This is a genomic window from Rhizobium sp. NPDC090275 (assembly GCF_044772225.1).
Taxonomy (GTDB): Bacteria; Pseudomonadota; Alphaproteobacteria; order Rhizobiales; family Rhizobiaceae; genus Rhizobium.
This window is the reverse complement of sequence record NZ_JBIVYL010000006.1, coordinates 206,604-224,286: the sequence shown is the minus strand read 5'-3', so window position 1 is coordinate 224,286 and position 17,683 is coordinate 206,604. Positions and strand designations below refer to the sequence as shown.

General features: G+C 56.9%; 11 protein-coding genes and 1 pseudogene. 8 read left to right on the top strand and 4 right to left on the bottom strand.

Features of this window, described 5'->3' with window-relative positions:
* Nucleotides 1-4: 4 nt before the first annotated feature.
* Entirely contained in the window at nucleotides 5-1,555 is a 1,551-nt protein-coding gene (locus ACIQUB_RS17225; protein WP_402930920.1) for an EAL domain-containing protein, read from the bottom strand.
* Between the two features lie 28 nt (nucleotides 1,556-1,583).
* Nucleotides 1,584-2,129, bottom strand: a complete 546-nt coding sequence (locus ACIQUB_RS17220; protein ID WP_402930918.1) for a hypothetical protein — start codon at nucleotides 2,127-2,129, stop codon at nucleotides 1,584-1,586.
* A 1,073-nt stretch (nucleotides 2,130-3,202) separates the two neighbouring features.
* Between ACIQUB_RS17220 and ACIQUB_RS17215 the strand changes: the two genes are divergently transcribed.
* Nucleotides 3,203-5,119, top strand: a complete 1,917-nt coding sequence (locus tag ACIQUB_RS17215) for a methyl-accepting chemotaxis protein (protein WP_402930916.1) — start codon at nucleotides 3,203-3,205, stop codon at nucleotides 5,117-5,119.
* A 456-nt stretch (nucleotides 5,120-5,575) separates the two neighbouring features.
* The gene (locus tag ACIQUB_RS17210; RefSeq protein ID WP_402930914.1) at nucleotides 5,576-6,913 is read left to right on the top strand and encodes a putative bifunctional diguanylate cyclase/phosphodiesterase; all 1,338 of its coding nucleotides are present in this window, start codon (nucleotides 5,576-5,578) and stop codon (nucleotides 6,911-6,913) included.
* A gap of 1,066 nt (nucleotides 6,914-7,979) precedes the next feature.
* Here ACIQUB_RS17210 and ACIQUB_RS17205 read toward each other — a convergent pair.
* On the bottom strand, nucleotides 7,980-8,903 hold the full coding sequence (locus tag ACIQUB_RS17205; protein WP_402930912.1) for a LysR family transcriptional regulator: 924 nt from the start codon (nucleotides 8,901-8,903) through the stop codon (nucleotides 7,980-7,982).
* A gap of 113 nt (nucleotides 8,904-9,016) precedes the next feature.
* Between ACIQUB_RS17205 and ACIQUB_RS17200 the strand changes: the two genes are divergently transcribed.
* The 6 genes and pseudogenes from ACIQUB_RS17200 to ACIQUB_RS17175 all read left to right on the top strand — a co-directional run.
* Nucleotides 9,017-10,099, top strand: a complete 1,083-nt coding sequence (locus ACIQUB_RS17200) for a 4-oxalomesaconate tautomerase (protein ID WP_402930910.1) — start codon at nucleotides 9,017-9,019, stop codon at nucleotides 10,097-10,099.
* Between the two features lie 46 nt (nucleotides 10,100-10,145).
* Nucleotides 10,146-11,147: an ABC transporter substrate-binding protein gene (locus tag ACIQUB_RS17195; protein WP_402930908.1), complete on the top strand. Its 1,002-nt coding sequence runs from the start codon at nucleotides 10,146-10,148 to the stop codon at nucleotides 11,145-11,147.
* 12 nt (nucleotides 11,148-11,159) lie between these two features.
* Nucleotides 11,160-11,990, top strand: coding sequence for an ABC transporter ATP-binding protein (locus ACIQUB_RS17190; protein WP_402930906.1), 831 nt, complete (start codon nucleotides 11,160-11,162; stop codon nucleotides 11,988-11,990).
* Nucleotides 11,974-12,747: an ABC transporter permease gene (locus tag ACIQUB_RS17185; RefSeq protein WP_402930904.1), complete on the top strand. Its 774-nt coding sequence runs from the start codon at nucleotides 11,974-11,976 to the stop codon at nucleotides 12,745-12,747. The genes ACIQUB_RS17190 and ACIQUB_RS17185 overlap by 17 nt, the downstream gene beginning before the upstream one ends.
* Nucleotides 12,748-12,853: 106 nt before the next feature.
* Nucleotides 12,854-15,544 (top strand): aconitate hydratase AcnA, encoded by a 2,691-nt coding sequence (acnA, locus tag ACIQUB_RS17180; protein WP_402930902.1) that lies wholly within the window; start codon nucleotides 12,854-12,856, stop codon nucleotides 15,542-15,544.
* A gap of 94 nt (nucleotides 15,545-15,638) precedes the next feature.
* Nucleotides 15,639-15,788 (top strand): annotated as a pseudogene (locus tag ACIQUB_RS17175) (arsenical-resistance protein); the annotation flags it as partial.
* A 229-nt stretch (nucleotides 15,789-16,017) separates the two neighbouring features.
* Here ACIQUB_RS17175 and ACIQUB_RS17170 read toward each other — a convergent pair.
* Nucleotides 16,018-17,616 carry an MFS transporter gene (locus ACIQUB_RS17170; RefSeq protein ID WP_402930900.1) on the bottom strand — a complete coding sequence of 533 codons (1,599 nt, stop codon included), beginning with the start codon at nucleotides 17,614-17,616 and terminating at the stop codon, nucleotides 16,018-16,020.
* Nucleotides 17,617-17,683 lie beyond the last annotated feature (67 nt).

Sequence of the window (17,683 nt, the reverse complement as noted above, 5' to 3'; positions counted from 1 at the left end):
ATGTCTACCCTGTCGCGTGCCCGGAAATCACGCCGTACCAGCCGAGAATAGCGCCGTCTGCAGCGAAATGGGCACGGGCGCGGCTTAACACAGGACGATAAGTTCCATCGGGGCGCGCGATCCGAAACTTTACTTCCCAAGGCTTTCCGGTCGTAATCCATTGCAACCAAGTAGACCTCACACGCGCCCGGTCTCCAGGATGGATCTTTCCCATCCAGCGATCGATGCGGTCCTGCATAGTGTCATTGGGAAGATCCTCGAATGTCGGACTGATGTAATAGACAGTGCCTTCTACATCTGCCGCCCAAGCTATGTCGGGATTAAGTTCGACCGCGCGACGAAAGTGCTCTTCGCTCTGCTGAAGCGTCCGCATCGTAAGGTTCTGTTCGGTCACATCGATCGCGACGACGGAAAACCCCAGGTTCTCTCCACCGATGTCGCAGACCTTCTGCCCAAATACACGGAACTCTCTCTTCCCCATCGTGTAATCCTGCGGTGGCAGTGGATCCGGCCCCAATGCCTCGCTCAACACAGCCTCAACCCTCGCGAGCGTTTCGCCTTGCATCACATCGTAGATCGTCTTGCCCTCTAGCTCCGGCCCGGTGAGGCCATGCATGGCTGCGAAGATGTCGTTGGCGCGTACATGCCTGTAATGCAAATCGAGAAAGCAGAGCCCGACAGGAGCCTGGTCATAGAGGGTTTCCAACTGGTGAAGCCGCTGAAATGGTGACGTATCAAGAAGAGAGGCTGACGACGCCATTTTTGGAAAACGTTCGCAGACTTTTTGGGCCTCTGTGGCGGGCACGCCCTTTCCATAAAGCCAGCCCTGCCCCAATGGACAGCCGAGGCCTTGCAGTATCGCTGCCTCGGCTTCTGTCTCAACACCCTCGGCAACCACCGTAATGTCGAGACTTTGCCCCAAGCCGATCACGGCCGACACAATTCTGCGTTTGCGATTGTCATGCTCCAGTCCGCGGACAAACTGGGCATCGATCTTCAGTTTACGGAATGGAAAAGCTTCAAGCCGGGCCAGACTGGAATATCCTGTCCCGAAATCATCAAGCGAGATGGCGACACCGATCTCGTTCAGTCGGTTGAGCGTTTGATAAGCCGCAGTACTGTCGGAAATCAGTGAGCTTTCGGTGATCTCAAGCTGGATTCGTTCTAAGGGAAAGCTCATTTCTGCAGCGACGGCAGTGAGCCATTCGGGAAGACTGTTGCTGAGAAGCTGCTCTGGGGTGACATTGAAGGCAAGAAAGAAGCGACCTTGCCACCGTGCGGCCGCTGCGCATGCCTCGCGCATGAGTGCTTGCAACAACATGTCAACGAGGCGATGTTTTTCGAGAAGCGGGATGAACTGCACCGGGCTGATGTCGCCAGCCTCAGGATCGCTCCAACGAGCAAGGATTTCAAAACCAGCCAGAGACCGGGAACGGATATCGACAATCGGCTGAAAGGCCGGCCAAACCTCCCCGCGGCTCAGCGCATTTTCGAGCTTCGAACGAAGCTTCGATCTGGTTTGCGACGCATCCAGGAGCGCATTCTCGTTGTTCATCGCTTCTCTTTCCGCGCCGTTGGATGTTTCAAGTTATGCTGGCTCGTCCCTGCCCAGCTATCAGACGGAGCTTCCCCGTTTGCGGCAACCTTGAGCTTTCGCGTCGTATTTGCGCATGACCCCTGCTGTGATGGGCGCGCCACAGCCCTTGGCGCCGTGCAGACGTCTGTGCTTTTCTGAGGCTGAAACGCAAAATCAGGCTCCACGAGCGACCTGCTTCTTCTGCGAGCGCATTGGACGCCGTCGATTGCGCGAGCGCGGCGGCATTGTGCTCGGGGCTCTGGTCCATGGAGTTCACGGAACAGTTGACCTCGCCCAAATCCGCTGGCTGCTCTTTGTCAGAGGTAGCGGTCGCTTCCAATCGAGTGTCGCCATCTGCGGCTTGATCATATGAGCGAGCATGTCTCTCTGGTGAGGTGGACTCATTTGAAAAAAGGTCGGTCTGGCTGCCGGTCAGCTTGTCGACTGCGGAGCCTAGCAGTGCTTTCTTCATAAGGTCATTATCAACCACGCTCAGCAATGGACGAACAGCATAGGTCATGTAAGCGAAGTTTAGCCTGCCGTCGGCAATCATGTCTTTTGCTTCGATATAAGCAAAGGCCGCGAGTTAAGCCTTCGCATTTTGCTGATCAGCCCTGTCATCTCGGCACTTTCACCTCTGTCGTTTGAGATCGGAAACCAGCGGCTAGACGGTCCAAGTCAAACTTCACTTGCGCATATGTGCGAATATTCACACTTTGCCATTAAAATGTAATTAATGATAATTTTTCATCTTCTATTACTTATCCGAAAAGAGTGACGCGCATATCGTCTCCAGAGGTGCATTTAACAGCTACTTAAAACCGCGCGACGATACAATTCTGTTAAAGTTCCGGGTCGATACCAAGGAAACTGCGTCAAGATTGGGCCCTTCGGGAGCTTTTTTCGGCAGATTCTGCCTGCCTTAACGGCTAGTGTGAGCGCGGTTGCCAGGGTGTCCAAAGCGGCGTTCCCGCCGTCATCGCCGAGTGGAAATAACTGTCCGACGCGGGCCTTTGCATGGCCACGGCAGACCATTCCGGCGAATAACTTCCTCAGCTTTCGGGCGTCGGAACATGCGACGGTACTCCAGTCGCTTTCCTGCCGCTGTCAACATTCCAGTGATTTGCTCGTCCGTATATCGTACACCTCCGTATTCTGTGCGTTTCCTCTGCTACGGGCCCTTCCAAAGCTTGGGAGCTTCAGGTTCCATGCTAACACGCAGTCGGGTGGCAGGCGTGAAATGACTATGGGAGAAAACTCTCACTACGCCAATTTCAAATCCAAACCTGTCCGGAAACTGTCGGGGAGATGGGTTTGTCAGCGGCCATCGTTGAAGCACTGAGCTGGATCTCGCCCGTTGCTCGTCTCTATCGCCTGATAATATCAGCCTCACAATATCGTGACTCAAAGAAACGACGCACCGATCTCCCGTTTAACCAGAGCTTAGGAAAAAGCAGCCAGCATCATTTCGAGCGTGCAAGGCGATTCGTCTTTATATTATATCACCCTAATTCGAGATATATTACGAGACTATTCGAGAGCGAGCGCGTGGCTGAGATGAACTTGGCCGTATTACGGACAATGAGCTGAAATTCATACCATCATTACGTGAACACGGAATCTCGAATGCATTTCTCTGACTTCTCTATAAGATCAAAAATTCTTTTTCTCATGGTCCCCTTATGTATCGGTGGGATCGGCGCGGCAGCACTAATGGGAGGCCGCTACAAGGCAGCCGACAACCATTACTCAACGTTCATTGCGACCGACGCCATGGGCGCTCTGACCATGTCGAGGGTTGACCGTAACATTGCGGGCATTGTACTGGCGTCTTACCAGATGTTGAATTATGACGCTGCCACGCCTGAATACGCACGCGCCAATTCGGAATATCAGCGACTGGTTGAACTCGCTCCTTCGCGCTTAGTACAAGCGAAGGAAATGTTGCCTAGCGCGAGCGACATCATCGCAGACTCTATGAGTGATGTTTCCAAGCTCGTAAAACTAACAGACTCAGCAAACGTGCTTTCGTCCCAAGACAAGGATGATGAAGCCCGAGCAATACTGAGGAAGGCCGACGAAATCGCCCTGAACATCAACAGTGACTACGTCAAATTTCTAAACGGTGCGAGCGCCGAAGTCCTGCAGAAAAGTGATGCTCTGACAGCCGAGACAGACTGGAATATCAAGGCTGTGCTTGGAGCAATGCTCGCGATCTTCGCGGTCGGTCTTATGCTCGCTGTTTGGGTGACGAATAAGGCCATTTCATCTCCAATTCGTCGTCTCAGCGATAGAATGACAGCGCTTGCATCGGGGGAAACACAGTCAGCTGTTGAGGGCCTCGGACGCAAGGATGAGGTTGGCCAGATGGCAGCGGCGGTCGGCGTTTTCAAAGAGAATGCGATTGAGAGGGCGCGTCTCGAAAAGCAAGCTGAAAACGATCGGGCAACGTCGGAGAGCGAGCGAGCCGCACGGCAGCACCAAGACACTCGAGAGGCGGCAGATGTCAAGTTCGCGGTCGATAATCTTGCCGAAGGCCTAGCCAACCTGTCTGAGGGTAATGTGTCATTCCGCATTGAAACACGGTTTGTCGACAAGCTAGACACCGTACGGCGCGACTTCAACAGCTCTGCGGAAAAGCTACAAACAGCACTCCAAGACGTTGCCTCCAACGCACGTGGAATAGAAGCTGGAGCAAACGAAATACGATCTGCTGCAGACGACCTCGCCAAGCGGACAGAACAGCAGGCAGCTGCCCTTGAAGAAACCGCTGCGGCACTCGAACAGATCACGACAACTGTAAAAGACGCAAGCAGGAGGGCCGTTGAAGCGGGCCAGCTTGTCTCTCAAGCAAAACAGAGCGCTGAACAGTCTGGGGAGATCGTTGAACGGACGGTATCCGCAATGAAGCAAATTGAGAGATCGTCCGGAGAAATTTCCAATATCATCGGGGTTATCGACGAAATTGCGTTTCAGACGAACTTACTCGCTCTCAACGCCGGGGTGGAAGCTGCGCGCGCGGGCGAAGCTGGAAAAGGGTTCGCCGTCGTCGCACAGGAAGTTAGAGAGCTTGCACAACGGTCGGCTCAGGCTGCGAAAGAGATCAAAACTCTCATTGGCGCGTCAGGTGAGCAAGTCCAGCAAGGTGTCGGCCTTGTCGGGGAGACCGGTAGGGCCCTGCACAGCATCGTATCCGAGGTCCAGGAGATTAATCGTCACGTGAGTGCCCTTGCTGAATCCTCCCAAGAGCAGTCATCGGGACTTCAGCAAATCAACACGGCTGTCAATCAGATGGATCAGGATACCCAGAAAAATGCCGCGATGGTCGAAGAAACGACAGCAGCGAGCCATAGCTTGGCCAAGGAGGTAGCGTCGCTAAACCGGCTTCTTTCGCAGTTCAAGTTGAACGTTTCGACGATGGATGTTGCTATGCGCCCAGTCGCTACGACCTCACCCGCTCGCTCATTGCGCCAGAGCGTCGCGGCCGCATTTGTCGGCAATGCCGCACTCAATATCGATAAAAACGAGTGGCAGGAATTTTAAGCGACAAAAAGGGGGCCGTTGAACTACACCACGGCCCCCCACAAACTTGAGCTGTGGTAGCGCCTGGATTGAGGAAGATCGAATCTAATCCACAAGTTTCTGTCCGCCGCCGCGGTCTGCAGGAACCGATGCGACTTACGCTATTCGTGGGTCTGATACCGAGCTAGATGCTAACACTCTTGTTTCCTGCTTCTCGTCGAACCCTTGCCGGCAAATTCAATGCAGGCTTGGGCTTCCATGAGTGAGGGGTTTGGTTTCTCTTCATTGCCTCCTTGTGTATAAGCTGAGTGCGCGTTGCGCCTGGAGGCAATCCAGGTTCAAAGCTGCCGAAAGGCACCAATCCAAGCAGTAAAAAGGCTGATTGTTCGTGTGCCAGAATGTCCAAGAAGCTTGTAAGCCAAATAAGATCACATCTCCGTTTCGACGACTTAGAGTTCCTTTATTTTAAGAGTGGTTGTGTATCGCTTTATGAGAGAAGATGGCCATAGGCGCCGGGTGCAGGCGAGCTTAGTTGGTTCTGGCATCATCAGCATATTGGTTGGCCTGGGTTGGGGTGCGGCGTTCGTCCATTTCGATCGGCCACTGCTGGTCGCGATGCACGCTAGTCTCGTTGTCTTCGGCGCAGTGGAGATTTTGCTTGCGTCCCAGGGGATGTTGACGATTGGGACGTTGCTCGCTGGGCATATCTTTCCCCTGTTCGTCCTCGCTTCTTGCCTCTTCGACAGTGTCCCTGATGGCATGCACCGTGCCGCGCAGATGCATTTCCTTCCTGTCGCCCTTGGCGGCTATTTCGTGTTTCGGAGACATGGCATCTACCTGAAATACGTCATACCGGCTCTGTGCCTAATTGGGTTTGTCGTTTTTTCACATACGTCGATCGGCTTTCACGATCCCGCCCTGGTGATACCTAGCAGCGCTGCTCAGGCTGGCATCTGGATCAACACGCTGACCGCGATAGCGGAGTTGGCCTTTATCGTCACTGTGATGAATGCAGACCTCTCGACGCGCCGCATGATGGATACTGAAATTCGCAGGGCTATTGCCAATGACGATTTCCAGCTGCATTACCAACCCCAGGTCAACGAGGCAGGAAAGGTGATTGGCGCTGAAGCTCTCATCCGCTGGCAGCATGCCAGGATGGGCAATGTTCCCCCTGTCAAATTCATCCCTCTTGCCGAAGAGACGGGTCTTATCGTTCCTATCGGCAATTGGGTGCTGCGTACCGCTTGCATGCAACTGTCTCGGTGGTCAACACACCCGCAAATGCAGCATTTGACTATAGCCGTCAACGTCAGTGCCTCGCAGTTCCGCCAACCTGATTTCGTTCAGAATGTTTTAGAAATCGTCCGCCTTAGCGGCACCTCACCGTCGAAACTCAAGCTTGAACTCACCGAAAGCATCTTTGTCGACAATGTGGATGCGACAGTGGCCAAGATGAACGCTCTTCGAGAATTCGGCATTGCTTGGTCGCTCGATGATTTTGGGACTGGCTATTCCTCTTTGAGCGTTCTTAATAGTTTCCCGCTTGGCCAGATCAAGATCGACAGATCTTTCGTGCGCAACATGTTTTCCAAAGCTTCCAACATGGTCGTGACCGAGGCCATCATAGAACTCGCGCGTAAGCTGAACCTGCAGGTTGTCGCCGAAGGTGTTGAAACGGTTGAACAGTACAAACACCTGCGCGAGGTCGGTTGCCTGATCTATCAAGGTTATCTCTTTAGTCCACCGATCGATATTCACGCATTTGACAAAGTTGTATCGTCTGATGCTGCCAGCCTGCAGATTTTGTCTTGATCGCGCCAGGCGTTGGCGCGTCGGTTTACCCACGCGCATGAGACCGGGCGCACATGGCGGTTGTCGCACGAGGCCAAACTAAGGATACTGGCGCAAGCCGATGAACCTGGTGCCCGCGCTGGTGATGCGGCTCGCCGGCACGACGGTCATCGCGGCCAGATCCGCTTTGAGCGGCGGCCATCCATTTATCTCGATCGATCGACGATGTTCATTCCGTTGGAGATTGCCGACAAGGTCGGCCTAGCCAGCCATCGACCACGCAACCGATGTCGGCAGTTGTCGAGATCTCGGTGCGAAACGTTGAACTGCAGCTGCTTGGCTCGATGGTGGCCTGATGGAGGCGCATTGGTCGGATCGTCTGGTCATGTGCGGTCATCCTCGCCTGCGGGGTAACGGACGCGCGGCGTGGTTTTAATGGTCTGTCGGCGCTGACGGAGAGGAACGTAAAATAGGTTCCGCCCCCTGGCGTGATCGTCGGCTTCCTCGACAACCGCTCTAAGTAGATCAACTTTCTGCGGTGGGACTGCCAGCCGTTTTGCATGCTCTGAAAGATTTGGGCTGCGTGTATTGTCCTTGGCCGACGGCCAAAAGTTTTGTGGCGCACCTCATGCCGGCAAAGTTTTCAATGATCGTTAGGCGATAGATTGAAGAGCGGCCTCTACGCCCGGTCGAACGGACTTAAAAGAACGTGTCCATTGCAGCGGTGTTGATGAGACGGCTGGTCGCCGTGTAACGCGACCCAAGATAATTGATTGCCATTTGCTAATCCTTGCCTCTCTCAGGCGTGTCAGAGTAAGCCCGCGCCATGGGTGGCCATCGAAGAACGCCACAATTTGGTGGTCCACCGATCCCGAGAATGGTTTGGCGACGGAATATCAAACAAGGCAAGAGAAGAGCACGGTTCGAAAACGCGCTCGTCCTCAATCAGCCAATTCGGTGCTCCTGCAGTCAGCTTCGCGCTCAAGGCCTGGACAACGCAGATCGCCAATCGACGTGGATTTCGAAATCTGTCCTCCTGATCCACCGTCGCGAGCGTTTAGAGAAGAGCCTCGGGAATGCAATCTGCTCAGCTGGAATCGGACGCAGTCGTCCCGTACGTGCCCCAAGCGCCCATAAGCATCTCCAGGAACCGTTCAGCTGCTGGTGACAATCTTGCGCCGCGTCGTCGCACGACACCGATCATGCGCGAAATTTCAGGATTGCGAATTGGACGCGTAACGAGGAATGGATGTTCACCTTGCGGGGTTGCCATTTGCGGCAATACCGAGATTCCGAGCCCTGCCTCAACCAGCCCCAGCGAGGTCGAGAGGTGGGTCACTTCGTAAAACCAGCGCAGTTTGATGTTGGATTTGGCGAGTGCCGCATCCAGAAGTGTTCGGTTGCCGCTGGAACGGTGTACCGTGATCAGAGGGTATGGCTCTAGGTCTGCCCATCCGACCTCGTCTTTTTTGGCAAGCGGATGTTCTTTGCGTGCGGCGAGTACGAACGGATCTTCCACGAGCCGGTCGAAGGTGAGGTCGGGATCGGATGTCCCCATGATGTTGATACCAAACTCGACTTCTCCACGTGACACGGCCTGCAATCCCTCGGTGGCCGGCAGATCCAAAATGCGAAACCGGATGTTCGGGTACTCTGTGTTGAACTGTTTTATGACCTTTGGCAGAAAGTAAAAGGCAGCCGTCGGAAGGCATGCAATCGTCACCAACCCGCCCCGATTGACACCGACATCGCGCACGACGAACAACGATCCGTCGAACTCCTCCAGCATACGACGCACGAGCGGAATGAGTTCCGCGCCCAAAGCTGTCAAACTGACATGCCGCGTGGTGCGTTCCAGCAGGGGAGCTCCGATTGCCATTTCCAACTTCTGGATGCGCCTGCTCAGCGCGGGTTGCGACAGGTTGAGCACCTCGGCAGCACGGTGAAAGCTCTCCAACTCGATGACACTCAGAAAGGCCCTAAGATCCAGTATTTCGCAATTAATGCTCATAACGCATCAATACTCCGAATATTCGCATTTCCCATATCAATCGATTTGCCACAGAGTGCAATAAATCGACTTATTGATACCCACTACACATGAGTGGAGGTGAAAGCACAAGCATGAATGACTTGATCTCTATTCCCTGCGTATTGATGCGCGGCGGCACGTCGAAGGGGCCGTTCTTCCTGGCGTCGGATCTTCCGCGTGAGACCGACGAGCGCGACCAGATCCTGCTTTCCATCATGGGTTCGGGTCACCCTCTTCAGATCGACGGAATCGGCGGTGGCAATCCCGTCTCCAGCAAGGTCGCCATCATTGGCCCCTCGACTATTCCAGGTGCCGATGTCGATTACCTTTTTGCACAGGTACGGATAGACCAGCAGATAGTGGATACGGCGCCGAACTGCGGTAATATGCTGGCTGCCGTCGGCCCATTCGCCATCGAGGCCGGCCTCATGAAGGCACAGGGTGCGACGACGCTTGTCCGCATTCATAACGTGAACACCGGAAAGCTTATCGAGGCGGAGGTCCCAACGCCTGACGGTCAGGTGTCCTACCTCGGTGATGCAAGTATCGATGGTGTGCCGGGTAAAGCAGCTCCGATCGCCTTGACATTTATGGACGCTGGAGGAGCAAGGACAGGCAGCCTATTTCCCTCTGGCCATCTTATGGAACTGATCGAAGACATCGCCGTCACCTGCATCGATTGCGCGATGCCGATGATCCTCATCGATGCAGAAGCATTGGGCGTCAGCGGTTACGAGAGCGCCGCAGATCTCAACGGCAACGCATCCCTTATGGCAAAGCTTGAAGTTGTGAGACTGGAAGCGGGGACACGGATGGGTATGGGGGACGTGACCAACCAGGTCACGCCCAAGCCTGTGCTCATTAGCAAGGCGAAGAATGGCGGCGATGTCAATGTGCGGTATTTCATGCCGCATGAGTGTCACCCGTCACTTGCAACGACGGGCGCTGTCGGGATCGCAACGGCCTGCATAACGGAAGGCACAATTGCCGCCAGACTCATCGGCATACGAAGGCCACCTTTGGCTCTTTCTATCGAACATCCTAGCGGTCATCTCGACGTCAAGCTCCATTACCGCGATGGGAAGCTGATTGCCGGAATTCTACGAACCGCACGTCGACTTTTTGAAGGTCAAGTCTTCGCAAAGCCTGTCACCAAACTCGATCGCGCTGCATAATTCACGTGGTTGCCGGGAGGGCGCCACTTAACTTGGAGGAAATTCAATGCGTAAACTTATTCTTGCGCTCGCTGCAACTGTAGCATTCGCTGGAGTGGCCATGGCAGAACCGGTTCGCATCAGCGTTGGCTCATACAACCTGAACAATCTGCCCTTTCCGGTCGCTCAGGGTCTAGGCCTTTACGAGAAGGAAGGACTTGACGTCACCGTGGAGAACTTTGCTTCGGGCGGTTCCAAGACACTGCAGGCCCTCGTGGCAGGCTCCACGGATATCGCTGTCGGTTTCTACGACCACACGATCCAGATGCAGTCGCAGAAGAAAGCCGTCGTCGGCTTCGTCGTACTGGCCCGCAACTCCGGTCTCGTTCTGGCTGGCGGCAATAAATCGACATTCGACCCGGCAAAGCCGGAAACCATCAAGGGTGCCAAAGTCGGCATCACTTCACCCGGTTCATCCTCTGACTTCTTTGTGCGGTACTATCTTAAGCGACACAATCTCTCGGCAGATGATATCGCTCTTATCGGCGTCGGTTCCGGCTCTGCTGCCGTTGCCGCTCTAGAGCAAGGCAAGATCGATCTGCTCGTCAACTATGACCCAGCGGCAACCTTCATCGAAGCCAAGGGCGCTGGCAAGATCCTGATCGATGCACGCAGCGACGATGGTGCTAAGGAAATTTACGGCGGCATTTACCCGACATCGGTTCTTTATGCCACGCAATCTTACATCGACGGAAACCCTGAAACCATTCAGAAAGTGACCAACGCCACGGTCAAGGCGCTAGAATGGATCAACACGCATTCGGCCGAGGAAATCGTCGAAAAGCTGCCCAAAGAATTCATTTCCGGCGATCGCGAGACCTACGTAAAGGCGGTCCAGAACGCCAAGGCAATCTTCTCGACGGACGGAAAATTCAACGAAGAGGATATCAAGACACCGCTCGCTGTTCTCAAAAGTTTCAACGAGAAGGTAGCGGCAGCCGAGATAGACATTTCGAAGACATACACGAACAGCTTCGTCGGCAAGGCGCCGCGCGCGGCTGCGAACTGACAGGAGGAGACAATGTCATTGGCCGTAGTCAAACCCACGCCAGAAGACGGTGTGCATGATAGCAGAAAGGCGATGGTGTCTATCGACGCCGTTACGATGTCTTTCGGCTCATTCGTCGCAGTGGAGAATGTCAACCTGACGGTGGCGGAAGGCGAGTTTCTCGCCATCGTCGGCCCCACGGGATGCGGGAAGAGCACCATTCTCAATGCTATAGCAGGACTGTTGAAACCTTCTCATGGCACCGTTTCAATCGATGGCAGAGCTGTCAACGGCGTCAATGATGAAATTGGCTATCTATTCCAGCAGGATGCCCTGCTGCCTTGGAAAACAGCGCTTGAAAACGTCGAGCTGGGTCCGATGTTCAAGGGGGTCGGCGCGTCTACGCGTCGCGAAAGCGCGCTGGCTTGGCTCGCAAAGGTCGGCCTCAAAGGCTTCGAACAACGCTATCCACACCAGCTTTCGGGTGGACAGCGCAAACGTGTGCAGATGGCCCAGGCGCTAATCAGCGGTCCGAAAGTGATCCTGATGGACGAGCCGTTCTCTGCGCTTGACATCCACACACGCCACCTCATGCAGAACGAATTGCTGCGGCTTTGGCAGGAGGAGCGCCGCGCCGTCGTCATGATTACCCACGATCTTGAAGAAGCCATTGCGCTCGGCGACCGCGTCGTCGTTCTGGCAGCTGGCCCACGCAGCCGGGTGATAGACAGCTTCCCGGTCGATCTCGATCGTCCGCGTGATGTCGCCGAGATCAAGCTCGATACGCGCTTTTTGGATCTTTACCGCAATATTTGGGCGTCGCTGCGCGGCGAAGTGGAGAAAAGCTATGAACGCCATGACTGAACGTCTCATCCAGCTGTGTCTGCTGGTCGTCATTCTCGGTGGTTGGCAGCTCGGCACATCGCTTGGGATCATCGACGTGTTCTTCTTTCCGGCACCTGTCGATATTCTCGACCAAGTCGTCAGATGGGTGAGCGATACAGGCTTTTACCGCCATGTGACGATTACCTTGACGGAAACCATTCTCGGTTATCTCATCGGCACAGGTCTCGGCGTAGCGGCAGGTGTCTGGCTCGGCCTCAGCCGCAGCGCCTCGCGTATCCTTGATCCTTTCATTAAGGGCCTGAACGCCATTCCGCGTGTGGTTCTCGCGCCGATCTTCGTTCTCTGGCTGGGCCTTGGCCTTTGGTCGAAAGTCGCACTCGCCGTGACGCTGGTATTCTTCGTAACCTTCTTCAACGCCATGCAGGGTGTTCGCGAAGTCAACCCGGTGGCGTTGTCCAACGCCCGTATCCTCGGCGCGAAGCGCTCAGATCTCTTGCGTCATGTCTACTTCCCGGCCGCCGCCAGCTGGATTCTGTCTTCGCTGCGCACATCCGTTGGCTTTGCGGTCGTCGGTGCCATCATCGGCGAATATCTCGGTTCTTCCGCCGGTCTTGGCTACCTCATTGCCCAGGCTGAAGGTAATTTCGATGCGGTCGGCGTTTTCGCAGGTATTCTGATCCTTGCGATCTTCGTGCTGATTATCGACAGCATTCTTGATGTCATCGAAAAACGCCTGATAAAATGGCGACCAGGCGGGAACGAGCGAACAGCCTGATCCTCCGCCATCCAGGATGCAAAATCGGGCCCGTTGTCAAAGAAACAACGGGCCCGATATGTCTGTGGCCTATCTTCTCGCACTATCGTCCTAGAGGTAGAAATAAATGACCAAATCTATTGATAGCTTCCACTGTCGTTCCGTCCTTGCCGTAGATGGTAAGGACTATGTCTATTTCAGCCTGCCGAAGGCCGAAGCAAACGGCCTGCCCGGCGTTTCCAAGCTTCCCTATTCGATGAAGGTTCTGCTCGAGAACCTGCTGCGCTTCGAGGACGGCCAGTCGGTCACCAAGGAGCATATTCTTGGCGTCGCCGAATGGCTGAACAACAAGGGCACGGTCGAAAACGAAATCGCCTATCGCCCGGCGCGCGTTCTGATGCAGGACTTCACCGGCGTTCCCGCCGTCGTCGACCTCGCCGCGATGCGCGACGCGATGGTGTCGCTCGGCGGCGATCCGGAAAAGATCAACCCGCTGGTGCCGGTCGATCTCGTCATCGACCACTCCGTCATCGTCGACGAATTCGGCACGCCGCAGGCGTTCTCCAGGAATGTCGAGCTAGAATATCAGCGCAACGGCGAGCGCTATCGCTTCCTGAAGTGGGGTCAGCAGGCCTTCCAGAATTTCCGCGTCGTGCCTCCTGGCACCGGCATCTGTCACCAGGTCAATCTCGAATATCTCGGCCAGACCGTCTGGACCAAGGAAGAGGACGGCGAGACGATCGCTTATCCGGATACTTGCGTCGGCACGGACAGCCACACGACGATGATCAACGGTCTCGGCGTGCTCGGTTGGGGTGTCGGCGGTATCGAGGCGGAAGCGGCCATGCTTGGCCAGCCGGTGTCGATGCTGCTGCCTGAAGTCATCGGCTTCAAGCTCACGGGCAAGCTCAAAGAAGGCGTCACGGCGACCGACCTCGTGCTGATGGTCGTGCAGATGCTGCGCAAGAAGGGCGTGGTGTCGAAGTTCGTCGAGTTCTTCGGCCCCGGCATGGACAACATGCCGCTCGCCGACCGCGCGACGATCGGCAACATGGGCCCGGAATACGGCGCCACCTGCGGCTTCTTCCCGGTCGACGGCGAAACCATCAACTACCTCACCATGTCCGGCCGCTCGCATGATCGCATCGCGCTGGTCGAAGCCTATTCGAAGGCGCAGGGCATGTGGCGCGAGGGCGATGGCTCGGATCTCGTCTTCACCGATACGCTGGAGCTCGACCTCGGCGACGTCGTGCCCGCCATGGCCGGCCCGAAGCGTCCCGAAGGCCGTATCCCGCTGGAGAACATCGCGTCCGGTTTCGCCGGCTCGATGGATGCCGATTACAAGAAGCCCGGCCAGCTCTCCAACCGCTATGCGGTCGAAGGCACGGATTTCGATCTCGGCCATGGCGACGTGGCGATCGCAGCCATCACGTCGTGCACCAACACGTCCAACCCGTCGGTCCTGATCGCCGCCGGCCTGCTTGCCCGCAACGCCGTCGCCAAGGGCCTGAAGACCAAGCCGTGGGTGAAGACCTCGCTGGCGCCTGGCTCGCAGGTGGTCGGCGAGTATCTGGCGAAATCCGGCCTGCAGGCCGATCTCGACAAGCTCGGCTTCAACCTCGTCGGCTTCGGCTGCACGACCTGCATCGGCAATTCCGGTCCGCTGCCGGCGCCGATCTCGAAGACGATCAACGACAAGGGCCTGATCGTGTCGGGCGTTCTGTCGGGCAACCGCAACTTCGAAGGCCGTATCTCGCCCGACGTGCAGGCGAACTATCTGGCCTCACCGCCGCTCGTCGTGGCCTACGCGCTGGCTGGCACGGTGCAGAAGGACCTGACCAAGGAGCCGATCGGCGAGGACCAGAGCGGCAACGCCGTCTATCTGAAGGATATCTGGCCGACCTCGCACGAAGTGCAGGCCTTCATCCAGAAATACGTCACCCGCGAACTCTACGAGACGAAATATGCCGACGTCTTCAAGGGTGATGCCAACTGGCAGGCCGTGCAGGTTCCTCCGGGCCAGACCTATGCCTGGGACGACAACTCGACCTATGTGCAGAACCCGCCCTACTTCGTCGGTATGGGCAAGACCGGTTCCGGCATCTCCGACATCAAGGGCGCGCGCGTCCTCGGCCTCTTCGGCGACAAGATCACCACCGACCACATTTCTCCGGCCGGTTCGATCAAGGCGGCCTCGCCGGCCGGCGCCTATCTGCTGGAGCACAATGTCGGCGTCGCCGATTTCAACCAGTACGGCACGCGGCGCGGCAATCACGAGGTGATGATGCGCGGCACGTTTGCCAACATCCGCATCCGCAATCACATGCTCGGCCCGAACGGCAAGGAAGGTGGTTACACCATCCACTACCCGTCGAAGGAAGAGGAATCGATCTACGACGCGGCCATGCAATACAAGGCCGAGGGCGTTCCGCTCGTCATCTTCGCCGGTGTCGAATATGGCAACGGCTCGTCCCGCGACTGGGCGGCGAAGGGCACCAATTTGCTCGGGGTCAAGGCCGTGATCGCGCAAAGCTTCGAGCGCATCCACCGCTCGAACCTCGTCGGCATGGGCGTCATCCCCTTCGTCTTCGAAGAGGGCACGACCTGGGCGACGCTGGGGCTGAAGGGCGACGAGACCGTCACCATCGAGGGGCTCGAGAACATCAAGCCGCGCGAGAGGAAGATCGCGAAAATCACCTATGGCGACGGCACCGTGAAGAACGTTCCGCTGCTCTCGCGCGTCGATACGCTCGACGAGGTGATCTATCTGAACAATGGCGGCATCCTGCAGACGGTGCTCAGGGATCTCGCGGCCTGATATCCGCCAGCACGACTTCGACAATCTAGAACTGCATTTGCTTTAGACGATAAGCGCCCCTGCATGGCAGGGGCGAATCCGCGGGGTGTAGAGCAACGGCATTTCTGGCGAAAAGTATTGCGTCGCCAAGCAGTCGGCCGTGACCGGAGCCAGTAACTTCAACCTTGCTCCTGTCGCCGCCACCATCAGTTGGCTGGGCTTCCAGTCTGGCGCGGCTCTTGCCACCGTCCTCGCCCTGTTGATCGTCGATTTCCTACAGCTATTTGAGCCAGCAACGCGCTCTAAGCCTGTGTCGATGGCACATCGGCGAGTGCGCTGCGCATTCGGGCCACCACGCGGGAAAATGGCATTCCGGTTCATCCTCACTGGAATGTAGCTGCACAAGAGCAGCAGGATGGCGGACGGTTTTCCGAGAAGGCCAAGCCACTTAAAGATTTTCACCGATAAGCCACCATCGTCTTCCATTGCCGCCGTCAGGCCTTGCCTGGTCGATTGATCGTCAGGAAGTGCCGAACGACGGGCTTTTCCGGACCCGAGTGGTAGGCAAGAACCTTGCCCTGCAGGTCGGCATCGGCTTTCGACACCCGCTTGTGCTGCCGAAGATGCTCTGCCCAGCTTTCCACCATGAACCATTCGACGATCTTCTCAGGGTCAGCGGAGTCTTCCGTGACACCCCAGCCATAGGCACCATCGCGGCGGCGTTCGTTCGACATGTCGTTCAGCGCACGAAGGAAGGCAGAACGGTTGTGCTTTTCGACGTCGTACTCGATCAGGATCAGGACCGGCCCACGATCGTGGGCGACAGGCTCTGCGACAAGCGGCTCCGGCCAGTGGCTTGAGGGAACCAGATCGGCATCACCGGCAGGCAGCTTCACACGGTGCATGATAAGACCGGCAACGAGCAGACCGGCGGCGCCGATCAACAGGGCACCAGGGACACCGACCGCTTCGCCGACGGCACCCCAGCCAAGGCTGCCGGCCGTCATCGCGCCATTGAAGACGGTGAGGTAGACGGCAAGACCGCGACCACGCACCCAATTCGGAAGGACAGCCTGAGCCGCGCCATTGAGCGTCGTCAGAGCGGTGATCCATGCGCCACCGAGGAAGAGCAGAGCGAGGATGGCAACGGCCTTCGGCGGAGCAAGCGACAGGATACCCATCACGACAGCGGTGATGATGGCGGCACCGAGCAGGAGGCCATCGGCGCTCAGACGTTCACGCAGCTTCGGCATGACGAGCGCTCCGCCGATCGCACCAGCGCCGACCGCGCCGAGCAGGATACCGTAGAAGCTTGCGTCACCGCCGAGAAGCTGGCGGGCGACGAGCGGCAGCAGGGCCCAGACGGCACTGGCGAAGGCGAAGAAGATCGCGGCGCGGAGCAGCACGACATGCAGCGGGCGGCTGGCACGGGTGTAGCGAAGGCCGGCCCGGAAGGCACCGAGGAAATTCTCCTGCAGGGCATCATTGGCGTTCTTGGCACGCGGCCACCAGACAAGTGCTGCGATGACGATGATATAGCTAGCAACGTCGGCACCATAGGTGAGACCCGCGCCGAACGCCGCAAGCAGAAGACCGCCGGCCGCCGGTCCGATCGAACGGGCGATGTTGATGCCGAGCGAATTCAGCGCAACTGCGCTCTTGACGTCCTCGCGCTTGACGAGCTCAGGCACGATCGCCTGCCAGGTCGGCCCCATGAGCGCCGCGCCGATGCCGCCGAGGAAGGTGAGACCGATCAGAGCGCTGACCGAGAGCATGCCGGTCTGGGCGAGAACCATGAGGCTGATGCTGACGGAGGCGAGCAGCAGCTGGACGGCGATCAGGAACTTGCGGCGGTCGAGAATATCGGTCAGTACGCCCGCCGGAATGGCGAGAAGAAAGATCGGCAGCGTGCCCGCCGCCTGAACCATGGCGACCGCAGCCGGCGAGGCCGAGAGGTCGGTCATCAGCCAGGAGCTCGCGACATCGCGCATGAAACTGCCGGTATTCCCGAGAACGGTGGCCGCCCAGAGAACGGCGAAAACGGGTTGGGCGAGTGGAGCGAAGCTGCCCCCCGTGGATTTTGCGGTGCTCATTTTTCAGCTCCTTTTGATATGCCTACGGCAGTGTTGACAGCACCCGCGCTTCTACAACTTCCAGCCA